Below are 19483 nucleotides of genomic sequence, written 5' to 3' on the forward strand. Positions count from 1 at the left end.
TGAAAACATTGAGTTTATTTGATTATAAAGTTTCAGACCTTCATGAATTAATACATAAGAAGGAAGTAACCGTATCAGACCTTGTAGAAGAATCATATAAACAAATCGGTAAGGTCGAGGACAAGGTCAAGGCCTTTTTAACCTTGGATGAAGAAAGAGCCCGGGCAGCTGCAAAATCACAAGATGAAAAGTTGAACGCTGGCGATTCAAGAGGATTGTTGTTCGGTATGCCGACTGGCGTCAAAGATAATATTGTTACCCAAGGATTACGGACAACTTGTGCGAGTAAAATCCTAGAAAATTTTGACCCCATTTATGACGCTACTGTTGTAAAAAAATTGCAGCAGGCCGAAACAATCACGATTGGAAAGTTAAATATGGACGAGTTTGCAATGGGATCTTCCAATGAGAATTCCCATTACCAAAAAACACGCAATCCATGGAACCTTGAGAGAGTACCAGGTGGTTCTTCAGGCGGTTCCGCAGCTTCAGTAGCTTCAGGCGAAGTACTATTTTCCTTAGGATCTGATACCGGCGGTTCTATCCGGCAGCCGGCGTCTTTTTGTGGCGTCGTTGGTATGAAGCCAACATACGGTCGTGTTTCTCGTTTTGGTCTTGTGGCCTTTGCTTCATCACTTGACCAAATCGGACCGATAACTAGAACCGTTGAGGACAACGCGTATCTATTACAAGCCATTTCTGGTCTAGATCCGATGGATTCAACATCTGCAAATGTGGACGTTCCTAACTTTGCAGCGTCCTTAACAGGTGATATTAAGGGCCTTAAAATTGCTGTACCAAAAGAATATTTAGGCGAAGGTGTGACAGAAGCCGTTCGAAAGTCTGTGATGGATTCTTTAAAGACCCTTGAAGGGCTTGGCGCTGTATGGGAAGAGGTTTCCCTGCCGCACTCCAAGTATGCACTGGCCGCTTACTATTTGCTTTCCTCATCAGAAGCGTCAGCCAACCTTGCTCGTTTTGATGGAGTGCGTTATGGCTATCGTACTCAAGAAGCCGAAAGTTTAATTGAATTATATAAAAAGACGCGTGCAGAAGGTTTCGGTGATGAAGTAAAACGCCGGATTATGCTTGGTACGTTTGCGCTTAGCTCCGGTTACTATGATGCGTACTATAAAAAAGCACAGCAGGTTCGGACGTTAATTAAGAAGGATTTTGAAGATGTTTTTGAAAAATATGATGTGATCGTCGGACCAACAACGCCAACACCTGCGTTTAAAATTGGCGAAAAAATCGATGATCCGCTAACCATGTATATCAATGATATTTTAACGATTCCAGTTAACCTTGCAGGTGTACCAGGAATCTCAATTCCTTGCGGCTTTGATGCAGGTCTTCCGCTTGGATTGCAAATCATTGGCAAGCATTTTGATGAAGCAACGATTTATCGCGTTGCCCATGCGTTTGAGCAGGCAACAGACTTTCATAAACAAAAGCCGGAATTGTAGGGGGTGGAAATGATGGAATTTGAAACAGTCATTGGACTTGAGGTCCATGTTGAGTTAAAAACAGAATCGAAAATCTTTTCAGCGAGTCCAAACCATTTTGGTGCTGAGCCGAATACCAATACAAGTGTAATCGACCTTGGCTATCCAGGTGTACTGCCTGTCTTGAATAAAAAGGTAGTTGATTTTGGAATGAAGGCAGCAATGGCCATAAATTGTCAAGTTGCTACACATACAAAATTTGACCGGAAGAATTACTTTTATCCGGACAATCCGAAGGCGTATCAAATCTCACAATTTGACCAGCCGATTGGCGAACATGGCTGGATTGAAATTGAAGTAAACGGATATACGAAAAAGATCGGGATAACAAGGATTCATTTAGAGGAAGATGCCGGTAAATTGAACCATGAAAAAGGATACTCTTTATGTGATTACAACCGTCAAGGGACACCGCTTGTTGAAATTGTTTCTGAGCCGGATATCCGCACTCCTGATGAAGCCTATGCTTATCTTGAAAAATTAAAATCAATTATTCAATATACAGGCGTTTCTGATTGTAAAATGGAAGAGGGCTCACTTCGCTGCGACGCCAATATTTCTATCCGTCCCGTCGGGCAGGAAGAGTTTGGAACGAAAACTGAGTTAAAGAACTTGAACTCATTCAATTTTGTTCGTAAGGGCCTTGAATATGAAGAAAAACGCCAGCGCGAAGTAGTATCTTCAGGCGGGACGATTGAACAGGAAACACGCCGCTTTGATGAGGCAACCGGGACTACTATTCTAATGAGGGTAAAAGAAGGTTCTGACGACTATCGTTACTTCCCAGAGCCAGATTTACTTGACTTGTATATTGATGAAGATTGGAAGGCACGGATTCGTGCGGAAATTCCAGAGCTTCCAGACCAACGCCAAAAACGTTATGTTGAAGAACTTGGCTTACCTGTATATGATGCCAAAGTATTGACGGTAACAAAAGAAATGGCAGATTTCTTTGAGGCAACGGTTAACGATGGTGCAGATGCGAAGCTTGCTTCGAACTGGATCATGGGCGATGTTTCTGCTTACTTAAATGCAGAGGGTAAGGAACTCGATCAGGTTGCCTTAACACCTGAAGGTCTAGCCAGCATGATTAAGCTGATTGAAAATGGAACGATTTCTTCTAAGATTGCGAAAACTGTTTTTAAAGAGTTAATTGAGCAGGGCGGCGATGCAGAAAAAATCGTGAAGGATAAAGGACTCGTGCAAATTTCTGATGAAGGCACACTTCTGAAGATTATTGCGGAGGTACTTGATGCCAATCCAAAATCGGTGGAAGATTTCAAGGATGGTAAAAATAAAGCCGTTGGATTCCTTGTTGGTCAGCTGATGAAAGCTACAAAGGGACAGGCTAACCCACAATTGGTTAATAAATTGTTGCAGCAGGAATTGCAGAAACGTTAAAGGGAGGCTGGCAGATTTAATTCTGCCAGCTTTTTTACATAAGGGAATGTCGAAACATGTCTCGACATTCTTTTCTCCATTTCCCGGGAAAAAGTTGTTTGTTTTTAAGGGGTTATTGCCTTTTTAATCAATCGTTTGGTTAGTAAGGAATGTTGGGAGATAATGTCGATGGGTGTCATAGATACTTGTTTTCGGCAATATTTTCAGTTTGAGGGGCCCGTACTTAAACTAAAAACGCACTTGAACCTAAGACCTCTAAGGACTCATCCTAATTTAATTAAACGTTTGTTTAGTTTCTATATTTCTACAAATTTTTCAGGATGTAATGAAAAAAATCTAAGGTTATCAAGGTTTGTAAGGAATTTAATTAAACGTTTGATTAGTTTTTATCGTTGGAATAAAAAAACGAGGATGTTTGACCATCCTCGTTTTTAAAAGGAAATCATTGCTCCTCGTTCGTCAAAGACAGAACTGGGATTCCAGGCTACTTCCCAAAGATTTTTTTCAGGATCTGCAAAGTAAGCCGTTCGTCCACCCCAGAAAGCGTTACTAGGCTCTCTTAGAATTACACCGCCAGCTGCCCGGATTAATTCGATAGTTGAATCTACTTTTTCTGACCTTTCAACATTTATAGCAAATGTTACAGGGTGAAAGGTTTCTGGAGATTTTGGCAGCTCAACACCAGCGTCTTTTGCCAACTCAGCTATTGGAAAAAGGGTAAGTAGGACGCCTGCCGTTTTAAAGACAGCATAAGTATCGGAGCTGTTCTCAGTTTCCTCCCATCCCAAGGCTATGTAAAAAGCACGAAGAGCCGGTAAGTCGTATGCACCGATTGTTAGTAAACTAACTCGTTGTGGGACCATCGTTCATTCCTCCATAGAATAATTTGTTAGTATTACTGTTCTTCATAAGCCGCTAGACTCCTTCTTATTTGACCTAAATATTACTGTGCAGTACATCTAGGCCCGCCTCAGATAAAGGAAAGAACAGATAAGTCTTTTCTATAGTTTAATAACAATGGAAAATGGTAAGATTTAGATATGGAGATAATGAGATGGATGCGAGGCTGAGCGATGACTAATTATATTGCGCTGTTACGAGGAATTAATGTAGGCGGGCATCATAAAATGAAGATGGCAGACTTAAAAAACTTATTAGCATCGATGGGCTTACAAAATGTGAAGACATATATTCAAAGTGGAAATGTTATATTTGAATCAGAAGAAGAAGCAGAACAGCTTAGTCAGAAAATCGAGGACGAACTAAACCATACCTTTGGCTTTCCGGTTCCAGTGGTATTAAGAACTGCCGAGGAGTTTCAACAGATGATCAATGATTGTCCCTATTCATCGGATTCGTTACGTGAAGGGGAAAGTGTCCAAGTTGCTTTTTTAGGCGGAGAACCAACCAGAGAAGGTATTGACCACATGTACACCTATAATAATGAACTAGAAGAGTGTAAAATTAAAGGCAAAGAAGTTTATTTTTACTTCCGAAAAAGTATCCGGGATTCAAAGCTTGCCACACAGCTTCCCAAACTCCGTGTGCCGGCAACCGTTCGTAATTGGAAGACGGTCGTGAAGCTGGATGAAATGTTGAAATTATAATTAGAAGGAGTGGAGACGAATATGAATTTAAATGAATGGTTTCAAAATGGGATGAGCGCTGAGGAGTACCTCAACTCAATGAAGCAAAATAAGGAAGAAATGCTGACTATTTATGAGAAGTTTACCTTAACTAGCGAGGATCAAGCCAAACTAGGGGGATTAAGAGAGCAGCACTTAAGGGTTATGGCCTTGACAGAGGATTGGTGCGGTGATGCACTGCTCAATAATCCGATTTTGATGAAGATAGCTGAAGCAGCAGGAATCGAACTTCGTTTTATCCTTCGTGACCAAAATCTCGAGCTAATGGACCAATACTTAACCAATGGCACATCCCGAGCGATTCCTATTTATATTTTTATAAATGAAGAAGGAAATGAAGTGGCAGTTTGGGGACCAAGGGCCGCTGAAATGCAGGCACTTGTGATGGAGAGGCGTGCGGACCTGCCTGACAAGGATGCACCTGATTTTCAGGAGAAGCAAATGGCGATGTATAAACAGCTCAGAGAATCATATCTAAAGGACGCAGGAATCTGGCAAACCGTTGCGGACAGTATTATCTCTAAACTCATATAAAAAACGACAGGTGCCTGTCGTTTTTTTTTTACAACGATTTTCTTTTTCCTATGTGGGTGCTCCGAAAGAGAACGGTTTCATTCAAAGGGGGGCCCCTTATTTGTTTACATCTTGAATCCTCCATTTTTGGGAGGAATGCGGTCGTTCGCCAGATTCTTGTCATTAATCTTCGGCTCGATGCCAAGGATGAAGTTGCGTATGTTGGAGCGGTGCAGATACACTAAAAACAGTGAGAATACTAGAAAGATAAGCTCTAATTCTAGTTTAGGGGAGATGATAGCATAGGCTAACATGCTAAGACCCACTGAGATGGAGCCAATAAACACATATTTTGTTAGAAAGATCATTAAGAAGAAGCATAAGTAGGCGATGGCTAGTAATGGGAGGTTGGCGATCAAAAGAGCACCAGCGGTAGTTGCAATCGCTTTGCCGCCCCGAAAACCTGCAAAGATGGGAAAACAATGACCAACCACTGCCAATAGGCCGAAGTATAGCGGCTCTGCATCAAGCTGAAAGTAGATTGGCAGATAGGCTGCTGCAGCCCCTTTGGATAAATCGATGAAGAGCACGAACAAGGCCGATTTCTTACCGAGGACTCTCATCGTGTTTGTGGCACCGGGGTTTTTACTTCCAAGCTCGCGGATATCCACTCCGAAGAATAGCTTGCCCACAATTAGTGCAGTGGGAATGCTTCCGATTAAGTAAGAAGCTAAGAGTAACGACCAGATCATTTGCATCATTCCCTCATAAAATAGTTTTAATAGCATTCTAACATACTTAAATGGTATTATTTTGTTAAATTCTCACAATCAGGAAGTAAGGGAGCGCTCGACATGAGACAAACGGATTTTGGCCAAGTTGCTAATAGCTATGCGCGTTCGAGAGAAGATATACCTGTAGCTTTAATGGAAAGTCTTCAGCTGCGAAATATATTCTTTGCAGGAAAAAAGATTGCTGATATTGGGGCTGGAACTGGAGCGTTAACGAGGAAGATGGCTATGCGGAATGCAGATGTGGTTGGGATAGAGCCCTCTCATGAATTGAGAGCACAGGCCTTGGCTTTGAATGTGACGAAAAATTTTCAAATTCCCTATCTCCATGGAACGGCAGAAGCAACTGGTTTAGAAGATTCCAAGTTTGATATCGTCACGGTAATGCGTGCCTGGCATTGGTTCGACAGGCAGAAGGCAATTGCAGAAATAAAGCGCATCTTAAAGGGAAAAGGAACATTGATTGTGATTGATTCGGGTTTTTTAACTGGTACAACCGTTATAGCAAAAACCTTTGAAGTGTTGTCTAAATATGTTGAGGGTGGCTTAACCCCTGCAGGTTCGAAGGCAGACTCTAAGCTGCGGATGAATGGCTTCCCGGTGGAATGGTTCAAGGAATGGCAGGAAAGCGGCTTTGATTTGAGGGATTTTTATAAATTGAATTATACGGTTGAGTTTTCTAAACAGGAATGGCTGGATAGGATAGAATCAGTCTCGTGGATGGCGGGCTCGGAGGAGTCCATACGGAAACAGGCGCTCTTGGAATTGTCCAGCACCATTTCCGAACAGGAGCCTTTCAGGGTATTACATGAGTGTAATGTTTGTCTTTTACGATTATCAGAATAGAACGGTTAAAACGTGCAGGGATTATCCTTGCACGTTTTTTTATTTGGACCTAACACAATGGATGCCTACGTTTTATATAAGTTTTAATGCTAAGATGAAAAAAATCTTAAAAATATTTAAAAATAGATGTAGGGTTTGATCGGAGATTGTACGTCTAATGTTGTAGAAAGAAAAAAAGAAAGGGGGAGAGAACGATTAGTGACACAGTCTTAATTGAAAAAGTGCTCGAGGGCAATGATCATGCCTTTCGCTTATTGGTCGAGAAGTACCGCAATGATGTGTTCCGGACTGTCTTTGCTGTTCTTCGCGATCAAAAGGAAGCAGAAGACGCTGCTCAAGAAGTGTTTATGAAAGTTTACACCTCTCTCTCCCACTATGAAAATCAAGGGTTTAAAACGTGGATAACGCGCATTGCTGTTAACCATGCAATAGATGTGAAGCGAAAACAGGCAAGGCGAAGAGAGGATGTTGTGGATGCGCTGGACCAACAAGCGCTAGGGTCGCCGAAGGATAGTGTAGAAAAAGTAGTAATCGCCGAGGACCAGCGCAGACTGGTTCAAAAAAAGCTTAATGAAGTCCCAGAGAATTACCGGGAAGTGATTTATGGTTTTTACATAGCTGAAAAAAGTTATCAGCAAATGGCCAAAGAACAAAATGTCCAAGTTAAAACGATTGAGACCAAATTGTACCGAGCCAGGAATTGGATGAAAAGAAATTGGAAGGAGGACGATTTTTCATGAAGCATTACAGTTACGAAAGATGGCAGCAATATGTGAAGGACGAACTGAGTGAACACCAGCGTGAAGAGTTAGAGGATCATCTCTACACATGTGATCAGTGTCTAGAAGTATACCTAGAAGCTGTAACAGCCAATGAAACATCCCTGCCAGCCCTTCCAAACAACAACGAATTCACCACCCGCATAATGGAAATGGTGCCTGTCACCAATAAGAACATTAACATGGTGGAAATGGATTCATTGGTGCCTGACACCGACCACAATAGGCCGTTGTATCAGCGGGCGGGTTTTCATTATTTGCTGGCGGCGGCTGCGACGCTGCTGTTGATGTTTTCGGGGGCGTTTCAATCGCTTGCTTCGTATGCTGGTTCTTTAGAGAAACCGATTATGGAAGAGAAGAAGCCTTCTGTGACGGAGGGCGTTATTAATAAAACATTTGCATGGATGGATTCACTTGAAAAAAAGGAGGCAAATAAGAAATGAAAAGTTCTAGCAAGGCATTAACATTATCGCTATTTCCCGGCCTCGGTCATATTTATTTCGGTAATATGGTGCGCGGAGTTCTCTATTTACTTTCGGTTGTTGGCCTGGCCTTCGTTACCGTAATAGCCTTAATGAATAACACCCCAGAAGTTGCCATCATAGCCTTTATGGCGGGAATCTTTATTTATTTGATCAGCTTTATCGATATGGGCGTACAAGTCTCGAAACAAAAGAAGACCCAGCTTGCACTTGCGGAAGGGGACACTGACCAACAGAATCCTAACAAGGCTGTCCAAGACTCAGAGCGCTTTTATACAATTGTCCTTTCCTTTATTCCTGGGCTTGGACACTTTCAAATTGGCCTGATGAATAGAGGCTTAACGCTTCTGGGAGCGTTTTTGGGGCTGGCTGTTATGGTCATCTTTGTAACAGCCATGTCCAACCGCAGCGAGTTTATGGTTTTCTTGGCAGGTTTGCCGATTATCTGGGTATATGGATTCTTTGATGCTGCTCAGCAGGTAAATAAAAAGCAGCGTGGGGAAGAGCTGGTTGACCGAACCATCTTTGAAGACTTTGAAATGCGCCGGGAAGACGGAAAAAAGAGTAAATCGATTGCGACCTTTCTATCGATCTTTCCGGGGGCAGGCCACCTTTATTTAGGTCTGCAGCGCCGGGGAATCCAATTAATGGCGGCATTCTTGTTCTCGATTTATATCCTAGATGTGTTAAGGCTCGGAATCTTCTTATTTTTAATTCCAATCATCTGGTTCTATAGCTTTTTTGATGCCATGCAAAAGGTTTCGAGATACGGGGTTGAAAAAGTGGAGGATGAGCCGATTATCGCTTACTTCGTTAATCATCAAAAATGGGTCGGGATTGGGCTCGTTTTATTAGGGGCTTATTACTTATTGATGAACATCCTGCTGCCCGCGTTCTCACCACTGATCAACCGATTATTCAATGTTGATATCATGTATTGGATTCAAGGCTATTTCCAAACAGCGCTTGTCTGTGTGCTATTAATTGGCGGCGGTCTCAAGCTTTTATCTGGAAGTAAGCAAAAAAGGGGGGCAAAGAGCCATGAGTAAGTGGGGAAACAGGATGGCAGGGGTCGTGCTGATTGGAGCCGGTATCGGGTTCCTTTTTAGAAAAAGAAAGGGGGAAAATAAGGAATGAGGACTTGGCGTGTTGGGACGTTTTCGATGGGGGCCTCGCTTATTTTCCTAGGCCTCTTTCTTTTCTTTTCAAAGTTTCTTAGCCTTGATTTAGCTGAGGTGCTGATGGCTTGGTGGCCAGTTTTGTTAGTTGTGTTGGGTGTTGAAATTTTGGTCTATCTATTTTTATCAAGACAGGAACAACCGATACTAAAATATGACTTTCTAAGTATTTTCTTTGTTGGGTTAATCGGTACGGCAGGTATTGTCTTTGCCGTTCTCAGCTCAGCCGGAGTGATGGGCAAAGTGGAAGAAGTCATGGCTAGAGAAGTGCGTTCCTATGATCTCCCGGCTTTTTCCTATCAAACTGATGAAAGTATTAAACGTGTAGTCATCCGTTCCGTTGGGTATGATATGACGGTTGAGGCAACTGATAGCAAAGAAGTCTCGATGTTTGGCACATACAGAATCGAATCAGCGAAAAAAACGGCACTGTTAAAAAATGCGAAGGATATTGTGACCACTAATCAAAAGGGGGACACGCTTTACCTGAATTTTAAGATGCTGCCGGACGAGATGGGCCTGTTTGATTCACAGGGAGTAGTAGCGGCAACCGTCCTAGTTCCGAGCCATGTAAAGTTAGAAGTGGTGGGAAGTAATGATTCACTTAGTTTAAAACCGCGTACCCTAGCTAATGACTGGGATATTGAAAGTTCGTCAGCTGTAGCAGTTGATGTGATGAAAAATAGCAATATGACAGTTAAGACTGTTGGAGTAGATCAACTAAACGGGGAAGATTGGAAGATCACAGAGGAACCGAAGGGCGAAGAGCTGGATTCGGCAGGACAAAAAAGTGCAGAATATCAATCTGGAGATGGTAAATACCTTATCCATATTAGCAATGCATATGAGGTTAAACTAAATACGAATCAATAATCAGTTTACCAATATATTTGTAAGCTTGAATAATAATTGGTAGAATATAGAACTGACAAGGCCAATTGTTATTTAAAAAATAGGATGATGATGAATGAAAAGAGCAAGACTTATATACAATCCTACTTCAGGACGGGAAATTCTGAAGCGAAATTTACCCGAAATCCTTGAAAAACTAGAAATCGCCGGATATGAGGCATCCTGCCATGCGACAACAGGTGCAGGAGATGCGACCAAGGCTGCACTGCTTGCGGTGGAACGCCAGTACGATATTGTAATTGCCGCAGGCGGCGATGGAACCATACATGAAATAGTCAACGGCCTCGCTGAACAGGAATATCGTCCGAAATTGGGGATTATTCCAGCAGGTACAACCAATGATTTTGCCCGAGCCCTTCAAATCCCAAGGGATATCGGATCGGCAGTGGATATCATCACTAGAGGGGAACTCATTCCTGTCGATATCGGCCGGATAAATGATCGTTATTTTATCAATATTGCTGGCGGCGGCCGGATTACCGAGCTTACCTATGAGGTGCCTAGCAAATTAAAAACGATGCTCGGCCAGCTCGCTTACTATCTAAAGGGAATGGAAATGCTCCCGTCGATTAAAGCATCCGATCTAAGGATCGAATATGATGGGAAGCTGTTTGAGGGGGAAGCGATGATGTTCCTTGTCGGGCTAACCAACTCAATTGGCGGATTTGAAAAACTGGCACCGGACTCCTCGATTAACGATGGGTTATTCTCTTTATTAATTTTGAAAAAAGTAAATCTGGCTGAGTTTATTCGGATTTCGACCTTAGCGGTTCGCGGTGAACACGTAAATGATCCGAATGTCATCTATACACAGGCCAATCGCATTAAGGTTTACTCCAATGAAAAGGTACAATTAAATTTAGATGGTGAATTTGGCGGTCTGCTTCCGGCAGAGTTTGAAAATCTTTACCGCCATTTAGAGGTGTTTGTACCACTAGATGATATTCGTCCCAATGACCGTCCAACAGATTGGGTTACAGGTCAAAGATACAGCTAAGAAAAGCGTAAGCGCCTTGATTAGCCCCGACAAGCATAAGACGAGCCGGCCGAAAGGTTGCTTTTTAACCTTTTGGACGGATTGGCTTATGTCCTCGAGGGGCTAGGCGCTGGAGTAGACAATTTTCAAAGTCAAAACTTTTATACTTCTTATTTTATCAGAAAAGTCCGTTCCACTTATGGAGCGGACTTTTTTACACATTTCTGTGTATAATGAGTAAAAGACGTTCATCAAAATAGTAAGGGGGAATCTGGAAATGAAGGCCTTAATTAATATTGATTATACCTACGATTTTGTTGCGGATGCCGGGGCGTTAACCTGCGGAATGCCAGGGCAGCGGATTGAAGGCAAAATGGTCGAGCTGACCAAGGAATTTATCCAAAATGGCGATTATGTAGTTTTTGCGATTGATGTTCATGACAAGGGAAATCAATATCACCCGGAAACGAAATTATTCCCGCCGCATAACGTAAGAGGTACGGCTGGCCGTGATTTGTTTGGGGCTCTTCAGGGTGTTTATGAAGATAATAAACAGCGAGAAAACGTGTATTATATGGATAAAACCCGTTACTCTGCATTTGCAGGAACAGACCTTGAAATTAAACTGCGTGAACGGGGCATTACCGAATTACACCTAGTTGGCGTTTGTACAGATATTTGTGTGCTCCACACGGCAGTGGAGGCCTATAACAGAGGATTTAAAATCGTTGTCTATAAGGATGCTGTTGCTTCCTTTAATCAAGCCGGGCATGACTGGGCGCTGGGTCACTTTGAACAAACCCTTGGCGCTATGGTGAAATAAGGCTTTAAATGTTATGATGAGTTATAATCGTAAAAAGCTGTAATAGTATTCCGGAGGTTTTATGATGAAACACATTTATCATGATGATAGTTTAGCTCTGCATACTGACCTATACCAGATAAATATGGCAGAGACGTATTGGAGAGACGGCATACATAATAAACGGGCTGTATTTGAGCTGTTTTTCCGCAAGCTGCCGTTTGGAAATGGCTATGCTGTTTTCGCGGGCTTGGAAAAGGTCATTCAATTTATCCAAGGGTTCCGTTTTAGTGAGGAAGACCTTGAATATTTGAAGGAAGAAGTAGGGTACAAGGATGATTTTCTCGATTATTTGAAAAATATGCGGTTTACCGGATCCATCCGTGCCATGCAAGAAGGTGAGCTTGTCTTTGGCAATGAACCCATTTTACGTGTGGACGCACCCTTAGGAGAGGCACAAATTATTGAAACAGCTTTACTTAATATTGTGAACTACCAAACATTAATTGCAACGAAAGCTTCTCGAATTAAGCAGGTTGTCGGTGATGCGGTTGCGATGGAATTTGGTACGAGACGAGCACAGGAAATGGATGCGGCCATTTGGGGAACACGAGCGGCCTATTTAGCAGGATTTGACTCAACCAGTAATGTTCGGGCAGGAAAGCTCTTTGGCGTGCCAGTATCGGGAACACATGCCCATGCGATGGTGCAGGCATATAAGGATGAATATACAGCTTTCCATAAATATGCGGAAACACATAAGGATTGTGTCTTTTTAGTTGATACATATGATACCCTCCGCCTCGGTGTGCCAAATGCCATTAAGGTTGCAAAGGAACTGGGCGATACGATTAATTTCATCGGAATCCGTCTTGACAGCGGTGACCTTGCATATCTATCCAAAGAGGCTCGGAAAATGCTGGATGAGGCCGGTTTTCCTGATGCTAAAATTGTGGCGTCAAGTGACCTTGATGAATATACGATCATCAGTTTGAAAGGCCAAGGAGCAAGGATTGACAGCTGGGGAATTGGGACGAAATTGATTACCGCCTATGACCAAGCGGCACTTGGTGCAGTTTATAAAATTGTCGCCATTGAGGATGAACAAGGGGAATTAGTTGATACCATTAAAATTTCCTCCAATCCGGTTAAGGTAACAACTCCGGGGATGAAAAAAATTTACCGGATTATCAATAATACCAATCATCATGCCGAAGGGGATTATATTGCGATGGAAGAGGAAGTCCTTCCAGAAAAACGGCTCCGTATGTTCCATCCTACCCATACGTTTATCAATAAAGTGGTAACCAACTTTACGGCAAAGGAACTCCATGTTGACATATTTACGAACGGTGAGCTTGTCTATGAAGTTCCTTGTTTGGAAGAATCCCGTGACTATTTAAAACAAAACCTTGATGCCCTTTGGGATGAGTATAAACGGACAATGAATCCGGAAGAATATCCAGTCGACTTAAGTCAAAAATGCTGGGATAACAAGATGAGAAATATTGAAGAAGTAAAAGAAAAAGTGGCTGCAATGCAAGCGGAAGAGTAAATTTGGAGGGCGTCCTACCGGGGGCGTCCTTGTTTTATGCTGCTTGAAGGGACTCGCAACGGAATAATCGAGAATTTTCACGGAAAAATGGCTGTTTTACACGGAATTAATCGGGAATTGCGCGGAATAAATAAAGACTTTCGCGGAATTATCCCAAAAACCCGCCGAATTGTGTCCTCCCCGAGCTCCATTTCGTGTTCCACCCCATTATATGTTACAATCTTTCTAGTCAATTCGGAGAAAAGGAAGAACGAAATGAACAAAACCATTCCAGTAACGAAAAATGAATTTATAGATGTCGTGTTCGAAGATTTAACCCATGACGGGGCAGGCGTAGCAAAGGTGGATGGATATCCACTCTTCGTTCCCAACGGACTGCCGGGTGAAAAAGCGAAAGTGAAAGTAATTAAAACTGGTAAAAGTTATGGCTTCGGAAGATTAATGGAACTTTATGAGAAAAGCCCGTTCCGGGTGGAAATTCCAAGCAGTGACCGTCATAAATACGGTGGCTGCCAGCTTGAGCATATCAGTTATGAAGGACAGTTAACGTACAAAGAAAACCAAGTCCGCGAGGTGCTGACGCGGATTGGTAAACTTGAAGAGGTGGTTGTGCATCCGATTCTCGGAATGGAAAGTCCGTGGCATTATCGGAATAAGGCGCAGGTGCCTGTTGGTGAAAAGGATGGCAAACTGATTGCCGGCTTTTTTAAACCAAGAAGCCACGAAATTGTTGATACGGATGAAAGCCTGATTCAATTACCGGAAATTAATGAGGCCGTTCAACTAATTAAAGAGATTTGCAGCAAACTTGGGATCGCGGCCTATCAGGAGGAAACACATAAAGGAGTGCTCCGCCATATCATGGCCCGCTATGGTAAGCAGACTGGTGAGCTGATGGTTGTGCTGATTACTAGAACAGCAGATTTACCACAAAAGAATCGGCTGGTAGAAGAAATTGTCGCTCGGCTGCCAAAGGTGAAATCGATTGTTCATAATGTTAATTCCAAGCGGACCAATGTTATTTTAGGTGAAAAAACAACGGTACTCTGGGGAAGTGAGGTCATTTATGACTATATTGGTGAAGTCAAATTCGCCATTTCCGCTTTGTCGTTTTACCAAGTTAATCCGGTCCAGACAAAGGTGCTTTATGACAAAGCACTTGAATATGCGGACTTAAGCGGTGAAGAAACCGTCATTGATGCGTATTGTGGAATCGGGACCATTTCGTTATTTTTAGCGCAAAAGGCTAAAAGAGTTTTCGGTGTAGAAGTGGTGCCAGAAGCAATTGAAGATGCCAGACGAAATGCCGAGCTGAACGGACTAACCAATGCTGAGTTTGCGGCGGGAGAGTCAGAAGTGGTGATTCCGAAGTGGTACAAGGAGGGCAATGCCGCTGATGTGCTCGTGGTTGACCCGCCTCGCAAAGGCTGTGATGAAGCATTACTTCAGACCATTATTGAAATGAAGCCTAAGAAGGTTGTTTATGTATCCTGCAATCCGGCAACACTTGCCAGGGATTTACGAATTCTTGAGGATGGCGGCTACAAAACCATTGAGGTCCAGCCGGTTGATATGTTCCCGATGACAACGCATGTGGAGTGCGTCGTGCAACTTAAATTAAAATAGGCAGTCTGCCCTCAAATGAGGGGACCGCCTTTTGTTTTTATAATGAAAGACTTACATATGTGGAGTGTGTTGGGCAACTTATTACCAAATAGAAAGAAATAGTTATGGCTAGGTCAAAAGATTGGGTTTTTTGCTTTTTTATTTCTTTCAAACCCTTCAGTAATGTTTAGCTAAAACAGGGCAATACAACGGTAAATATGCTTCCTTTACCGGGCTCGGTTTGTACGGTCACGTCACCGCCGCAAAGTTCCACTATGCGTTTTACAAGGGGAAGTCCAAGTCCGTACCCTGTTTTAGAATGAGAAGGATCGGCTTGATAAAATTTATCAAAAATATGAGCTGCAGTCTCTTCGTCCATACCAAAGCCGTCATCTTGAATGACAAAACAAATCTGGTCATTTACCTTCGTAAGAGTAATTGTAATCAAGCCACTTTGATAGGAAAATTTAATAGCATTATCTAAAAGGTTAAGCCAAATATGCTGTGTCAATTCTTCGTTTCCGCTATAGATCACTTTTTCTAATTCGACATTTACTGTAATCTCTTTTGCAGACCATTTGGGCTCCATTAAGACGATTGTCCTTCTGATCTGTTCATCTAGCCTGAATGCGGCTTTATCACCAATAATTTCAAGGTTTTCGTATTTTGACAAGGTAAGCACATGGGTGGAAAGCGCAGCTAAGCGCTCTGATTCCGTTATGATAATGTCTAGATATTCCTGTCGTTCTTCCCCGGTAAGATTATTTTCCTTGAGAAGCTTTGCAAAACCACGTACAGATACGATGGGCGTTTTAAATTCATGGGAAAAGTTGTTGACGAAATCACCTCTTAGTGTTTCTATGCCTGAAAGCTCTTGTGTCATTTTATTAAAGCTACGGGACAGTTCTTCTAATTCTCCGATGCCTTTTAAATCAACCTTCACGCTAAAATCACCACCGGCCACCTTATGTGTAGCGTCAATGACTTTGCGGATCGGGTTCAGTGCTTTTTTGCTAAAAAAGGCTGTCAGTGCTGTTCCAAGCAAAATACAGAGGCCAAAAAGGACAAATAACGCGTACAGAGGATGTCCATTGTCTTCACCTGAACTCCGTGTATGATGTTCAGAAAGAGAAATAACGCCCAAATGATGTAATAGTGCGACACTGCCGCCAATCACCAAAAAGGTCGCAACCATAACCCCGAATACAAACATCACCAATGTGATCGCAAGGCTCAACCGCTTTTTAAAAAATTCTCTCATGTTTTTTTCACCGCTTTATAGCCGAGGCCCCGAACCGTAACAATTTCAAATTCCAACCAATCCCGAAATCGGTCGCGCAAGCGGTTGATATGAACATTGAGTGTGTGATCATCGGTTTCGGATTCCATCCCCCAAATCTCATCCATAAGCTGCAGGCGGGTAAAAATCATGTTTGGATAGGATAGCAGCTTAAATAATAGGTAAAATTCTTTTTGAGGAAGCGAGATTACCTGTTCCTCACGTGATACGGTGAGCGCATCATAATCGAGCACAACCTTGCCGAATGTCAGTTTGTGGTCGCTGGCAATCTGGGCCCGGCGGAGAAGTGCTTTAATGCGAAGGACCATCTCCTCTTCATCCACCGGTTTTGTCATATAATCATCCGTACCGGCAAGAAATCCCTGCTTTTTGTCCTTTGGCTCCTGCTTGGCCGTAACCATCAAAATGGGCAGATTTCCCCACGAAAGCCGGAGTTGCCGTGTTAATTCATAGCCGTCCATATTCGGCATCATGATATCAAGCACCACTAAATCTATGTGCTGATTTTCCATTAAATGAAGTGCAGCGATACCATCCTCGGCACTGTATGTCACAAAACCGTTCTTTTTTAAAACGGCACACATCAATTTTCTGGTATTTGTGTCATCTTCAACCACTAATATCTTAAACATTCATCTGCCTCCCATTTATATATAGGATATCTAATTCTATCTTAGAAAAGTAAACCGAACATCAACCAGCCAGTTGATTTTCAGTTTACTTTTCATTGCTACACTTCGAACGTACCTATAAATGGAGGAATCTTTATGCTAAAACTCAAATTGGACAATATTAATAAAACCTACAAAAGCGGGGAAGTCGTTACCGCTTTAAAGGGGATCTCAATTGGATTCCGTGAGAACGAACTTGTTTCCATCCTCGGTCCGTCGGGCTGCGGAAAAACGACACTTCTTAATATCATTGGCGGATTGGATCGGTATGACAGCGGCGATTTGATAATAAACGGCTTGTCCACGAAAGAATTCAAGAACAGCGACTGGGATGCATACCGCAACCGGTCAATCGGCTTTGTTTTTCAAAGCTATAATCTGATCGGTCATCAAACGGTGCTGCAGAATGTGGAAATTGCGATGACTTTATCGGGCGTATCCGCCCCCGAAAGAAAACAAAGAGCGAAGCAGGCACTAATGGATGTGGGGCTTGCCGACCATCTCACAAAGAAGCCAAATCAATTGTCCGGCGGCCAGATGCAGCGTGTCGCCATTGCACGTGCGCTTGTCAATGACCCTGATATTATTCTTGCCGATGAGCCAACCGGGGCGCTGGATAGTCATACCAGCGTCCAGGTGATGGATATTTTAAAAGAAGTGGCCAAAACGCGGCTTGTCATTATGGTTACCCATAATGGTGAACTAGCAGACCAATATTCAAACAGAATTATCCGTCTATTAGACGGTGAAGTTCAGTCGGACAGCAACCCGGTAACGGAAGCTGAAACAGAAAATGCAGCCGCACCGGCACCGAAAAAGCAGAAGTTTAAGAAAACCTCCATGTCACTAGTTACGGCGACATCGCTTTCTTTTAAAAATCTGCTGACAAAACGAGGCAGAACGATGATCACAGCCTTTGCCGGAAGTATTGGGATTATAGGTGTTGCGCTTGTGTTGGCTCTTTCAAATGGCTTGTCGACCTATATGAGAAGCATGCAGGCCGATGCACTCTCCGGCTATCCCATCACCATCAATACAGGTGAGCAGACGATGGATTTGACTGACCGCGGACCTGGAAGGAATAACAATGCCGGCTCATTTTCAGAATATCCGAAGAAAAATATTATGTATTCCTACGACAAAGAGAAAAACAGTAAAAAGCACAGCAATATTATTACACAAGACTATCTCAATTATATCGGAAAATTAGAAACAAAAGTGCCGAATACCGTCAACAACATTTCCTATACACATGGAGTAACTGTCAATCTTTTAGCAAAAGGACAGGACACGGCAGTAAAATTTGAAACCAAGACTGTTTCGGCCGGCAGGGGAATGATGGGAGGTAATAACTCCTATTGGCAAGAGCTCCCTGCCAGCAATCACTTCATTTTATCACTATATGATTTAATCGGCGAGGGAAGCCGCATGCCCGCTGGAAAAAACGAAGTGGTATTAGTGGTTGATAAATATAACCGCATTGATAAAGGATTTTTTGAAAAACTAGGTATTACCGACAATGCCGAAGATTACAAGTTGACAGATTTTATTGGTAAATCGATAGTAAAAGTCATTCCGAATAACGATTATTATACGAAAAAGGGCGATTTATTTACTTCAGCCGCACCGGCGGATTATGAAAAGCTGTATGACAGCAGTTCCGGTACAAAACTCACCATTACCGGCATTCTGCGTCCAAAAAAGGATGTCACCAGCAGCTATTTGTCACCGGGTATTGCGTATAGTCCTGATCTGACTGCAAATGTGGTTCAAGATGCGCAAAAGAGCGAAATTGCTGCTGTACAAAAAGCCTCTGATAAGGATGTCCTGCTTTCCACTCCTTTCGAGGACAACACGGCAAAGGATCAAGCCTTATTGAAGCTTGGGGCAGATACGACCCCTACGGGCATCAATATTTATCCGAAAGATTATGAAAGCAAAGATAAGATAAAAAAATACCTGGATCAATACAATCATGGGAAAGCAGACAAGAATCAACTGATTTATTCTGATCTGGCAGAAACGATTACTTCCATTACAGGAACATTGCTGAATACCGTCACATATGTTCTGACAGGATTTGCCGCTATTTCACTCTTGGTTTCCACGATTATGATTGGAATTATCACCTATGTTTCGGTTATTGAGCGCACGAAGGAAATCGGCATCCTTCGCAGTGTGGGTGCCAGAAAAAAAGACGTCTCACGGGTATTTAATGCGGAGACTCTGATTATTGGATTTGCTGCAGGTATACTTGGTGTAGGTATTTCGTATCTACTGACCATACCAATTAACTCCATTATAGTAAAACTTGCCGGAATTTCCGGAATAGCAAAACTTAATCCGCTTCATGCAGCAGTACTGGTTGTCGGAAGCATGCTGCTCACCTTAATTGCCGGGTTTATCCCGTCAAGAATGGCTGCAAAGAAAGACCCGGTCATTGCACTTCGTAGTGAATAATATTTTTGGGGTCAGTCCTCCGCTGCTTTTATGTATCGGGGACTGACCCTGTTTTGCTACT

Annotated in this window: 18 protein-coding genes; 14 read left to right on the plus strand and 4 right to left on the minus strand. The window is 42.7% G+C overall.

The annotated features are described in order from the left end of the window. Positions 1–8 precede the first annotated feature (8 nt). Both gatA and gatB read left to right on the plus strand, forming a co-directional pair. Positions 9–1466, plus strand: coding sequence for an Asp-tRNA(Asn)/Glu-tRNA(Gln) amidotransferase subunit GatA (gene gatA, locus L1999_RS02340; RefSeq protein ID WP_235744217.1), 1458 nt, complete (start codon positions 9–11; stop codon positions 1464–1466). Positions 1467–1478: 12 nt separating this feature from the next. Next, a complete protein-coding gene (gatB, locus tag L1999_RS02345) occupies positions 1479–2906 on the plus strand; it encodes an Asp-tRNA(Asn)/Glu-tRNA(Gln) amidotransferase subunit GatB (protein ID WP_235744218.1) in 1428 nt (475 codons plus the stop codon). A 431-nt stretch (positions 2907–3337) separates the two neighbouring features. On the opposite strand, the gene L1999_RS02350 is transcribed toward gatB, so the two are convergent. Further along, positions 3338–3769 carry a VOC family protein gene (locus L1999_RS02350; protein WP_235742058.1) on the minus strand — a complete coding sequence of 144 codons (432 nt, stop codon included), beginning with the start codon at positions 3767–3769 and terminating at the stop codon, positions 3338–3340. A 210-nt stretch (positions 3770–3979) separates the two neighbouring features. Here L1999_RS02350 and L1999_RS02355 point away from each other — a divergent pair, with 210 nt between their 5' ends. Both L1999_RS02355 and L1999_RS02360 read left to right on the plus strand, forming a co-directional pair. After that, positions 3980–4513, plus strand: coding sequence for a DUF1697 domain-containing protein (locus tag L1999_RS02355; protein ID WP_235742059.1), 534 nt, complete (start codon positions 3980–3982; stop codon positions 4511–4513). A 21-nt stretch (positions 4514–4534) separates the two neighbouring features. Then, a complete protein-coding gene (locus L1999_RS02360; protein WP_235742060.1) occupies positions 4535–5086 on the plus strand; it encodes a thioredoxin family protein in 552 nt (183 codons plus the stop codon). 104 nt (positions 5087–5190) lie between these two features. Here the strand turns inward: L1999_RS02360 and plsY are convergent, their stop codons facing one another. Beyond that, positions 5191–5853: a glycerol-3-phosphate 1-O-acyltransferase PlsY gene (gene plsY / locus L1999_RS02365; protein ID WP_345790871.1), complete on the minus strand. Its 663-nt coding sequence runs from the start codon at positions 5851–5853 to the stop codon at positions 5191–5193. A gap of 66 nt (positions 5854–5919) precedes the next feature. On the opposite strand from plsY, the gene L1999_RS02370 reads away from it, so the two are divergent. From L1999_RS02370 to rlmD, 9 genes are all read left to right on the plus strand, one after another. Next, entirely contained in the window at positions 5920–6702 is a 783-nt protein-coding gene (locus tag L1999_RS02370) for a class I SAM-dependent methyltransferase (RefSeq protein ID WP_235742061.1), read from the plus strand. A gap of 194 nt (positions 6703–6896) precedes the next feature. Beyond that, on the plus strand, positions 6897–7442 hold the full coding sequence (locus L1999_RS02375) for an RNA polymerase sigma factor (protein ID WP_235744220.1): 546 nt from the start codon (positions 6897–6899) through the stop codon (positions 7440–7442). Then, a complete protein-coding gene (locus L1999_RS02380) occupies positions 7439–7924 on the plus strand; it encodes an anti-sigma factor family protein (protein ID WP_235742062.1) in 486 nt (161 codons plus the stop codon). Before L1999_RS02375 ends, L1999_RS02380 begins: the two co-directional genes overlap by 4 nt. After that, positions 7921–9012: a hypothetical protein gene (locus tag L1999_RS02385; RefSeq protein WP_235742063.1), complete on the plus strand. Its 1092-nt coding sequence runs from the start codon at positions 7921–7923 to the stop codon at positions 9010–9012. The genes L1999_RS02380 and L1999_RS02385 overlap by 4 nt, the downstream gene beginning before the upstream one ends. An 84-nt stretch (positions 9013–9096) precedes the next feature. After that, the gene (locus L1999_RS02390; RefSeq protein ID WP_235742064.1) at positions 9097–10014 is read left to right on the plus strand and encodes a hypothetical protein; all 918 of its coding nucleotides are present in this window, start codon (positions 9097–9099) and stop codon (positions 10012–10014) included. A gap of 94 nt (positions 10015–10108) precedes the next feature. After that, positions 10109–11050 carry a diacylglycerol kinase gene (locus L1999_RS02395; protein WP_235742065.1) on the plus strand — a complete coding sequence of 314 codons (942 nt, stop codon included), beginning with the start codon at positions 10109–10111 and terminating at the stop codon, positions 11048–11050. A gap of 256 nt (positions 11051–11306) precedes the next feature. Next, positions 11307–11852, plus strand: a complete 546-nt coding sequence (locus L1999_RS02400) for a cysteine hydrolase family protein (protein ID WP_235742066.1) — start codon at positions 11307–11309, stop codon at positions 11850–11852. A gap of 64 nt (positions 11853–11916) precedes the next feature. Then, on the plus strand, positions 11917–13386 hold the full coding sequence (locus L1999_RS02405; protein WP_235744221.1) for a nicotinate phosphoribosyltransferase: 1470 nt from the start codon (positions 11917–11919) through the stop codon (positions 13384–13386). A 255-nt stretch (positions 13387–13641) separates the two neighbouring features. Beyond that, on the plus strand, positions 13642–15012 hold the full coding sequence (gene rlmD, locus L1999_RS02410) for a 23S rRNA (uracil(1939)-C(5))-methyltransferase RlmD (RefSeq protein WP_235742067.1): 1371 nt from the start codon (positions 13642–13644) through the stop codon (positions 15010–15012). Positions 15013–15178: 166 nt separating this feature from the next. On the opposite strand, the gene L1999_RS02415 is transcribed toward rlmD, so the two are convergent. After that, positions 15179–16252, minus strand: a complete 1074-nt coding sequence (locus L1999_RS02415; protein WP_235742068.1) for a HAMP domain-containing sensor histidine kinase — start codon at positions 16250–16252, stop codon at positions 15179–15181. Next, complete coding sequence (locus L1999_RS02420) at positions 16249–16923, minus strand: response regulator transcription factor (RefSeq protein ID WP_235742069.1); 675 nt, start codon at positions 16921–16923, stop codon at positions 16249–16251. The genes L1999_RS02415 and L1999_RS02420 overlap by 4 nt, the downstream gene beginning before the upstream one ends. 135 nt (positions 16924–17058) lie before the next feature. Here L1999_RS02420 and L1999_RS02425 point away from each other — a divergent pair, with 135 nt between their 5' ends. Continuing rightward, positions 17059–19422, plus strand: coding sequence for an ABC transporter ATP-binding protein/permease (locus L1999_RS02425; RefSeq protein ID WP_235742070.1), 2364 nt, complete (start codon positions 17059–17061; stop codon positions 19420–19422). Positions 19423–19483 lie beyond the last annotated feature (61 nt).

It is taken from the genome of Neobacillus drentensis, from assembly GCF_021560175.1.
Taxonomy (GTDB): domain Bacteria; phylum Bacillota; class Bacilli; order Bacillales; family Cytobacillaceae; genus Neobacillus; species Neobacillus drentensis_A.

Excerpts from the sequence above, each read along its gene's own strand:
- gatB (WP_235744218.1), top strand. The coding sequence starts at position 1,479 with ATGGAATTTGAAACAGTCATTGGACTTGAGGTCCATGTTGAGTTAAAA.
- L1999_RS02350 (WP_235742058.1), bottom strand. The coding sequence starts at position 3,769 with ATGGTCCCACAACGAGTTAGTTTACTAACAATCGGTGCATACGACTTA.
- L1999_RS02355 (WP_235742059.1), top strand. The coding sequence starts at position 3,980 with ATGACTAATTATATTGCGCTGTTACGAGGAATTAATGTAGGCGGGCAT.
- L1999_RS02360 (WP_235742060.1), top strand. The coding sequence starts at position 4,535 with ATGAATTTAAATGAATGGTTTCAAAATGGGATGAGCGCTGAGGAGTAC.
- plsY (WP_345790871.1), bottom strand. The coding sequence starts at position 5,853 with ATGCTATTAAAACTATTTTATGAGGGAATGATGCAAATGATCTGGTCG.
- L1999_RS02370 (WP_235742061.1), top strand. The coding sequence starts at position 5,920 with ATGAGACAAACGGATTTTGGCCAAGTTGCTAATAGCTATGCGCGTTCG.
- L1999_RS02380 (WP_235742062.1), top strand. The coding sequence starts at position 7,439 with ATGAAGCATTACAGTTACGAAAGATGGCAGCAATATGTGAAGGACGAA.
- L1999_RS02385 (WP_235742063.1), top strand. The coding sequence starts at position 7,921 with ATGAAAAGTTCTAGCAAGGCATTAACATTATCGCTATTTCCCGGCCTC.
- L1999_RS02390 (WP_235742064.1), top strand. The coding sequence starts at position 9,097 with ATGAGGACTTGGCGTGTTGGGACGTTTTCGATGGGGGCCTCGCTTATT.
- L1999_RS02395 (WP_235742065.1), top strand. The coding sequence starts at position 10,109 with ATGAAAAGAGCAAGACTTATATACAATCCTACTTCAGGACGGGAAATT.
- L1999_RS02400 (WP_235742066.1), top strand. The coding sequence starts at position 11,307 with ATGAAGGCCTTAATTAATATTGATTATACCTACGATTTTGTTGCGGAT.
- L1999_RS02405 (WP_235744221.1), top strand. The coding sequence starts at position 11,917 with ATGAAACACATTTATCATGATGATAGTTTAGCTCTGCATACTGACCTA.
- rlmD (WP_235742067.1), top strand. The coding sequence starts at position 13,642 with ATGAACAAAACCATTCCAGTAACGAAAAATGAATTTATAGATGTCGTG.
- L1999_RS02415 (WP_235742068.1), bottom strand. The coding sequence starts at position 16,252 with ATGAGAGAATTTTTTAAAAAGCGGTTGAGCCTTGCGATCACATTGGTG.
- L1999_RS02420 (WP_235742069.1), bottom strand. The coding sequence starts at position 16,923 with ATGTTTAAGATATTAGTGGTTGAAGATGACACAAATACCAGAAAATTG.
- L1999_RS02425 (WP_235742070.1), top strand. The coding sequence starts at position 17,059 with ATGCTAAAACTCAAATTGGACAATATTAATAAAACCTACAAAAGCGGG.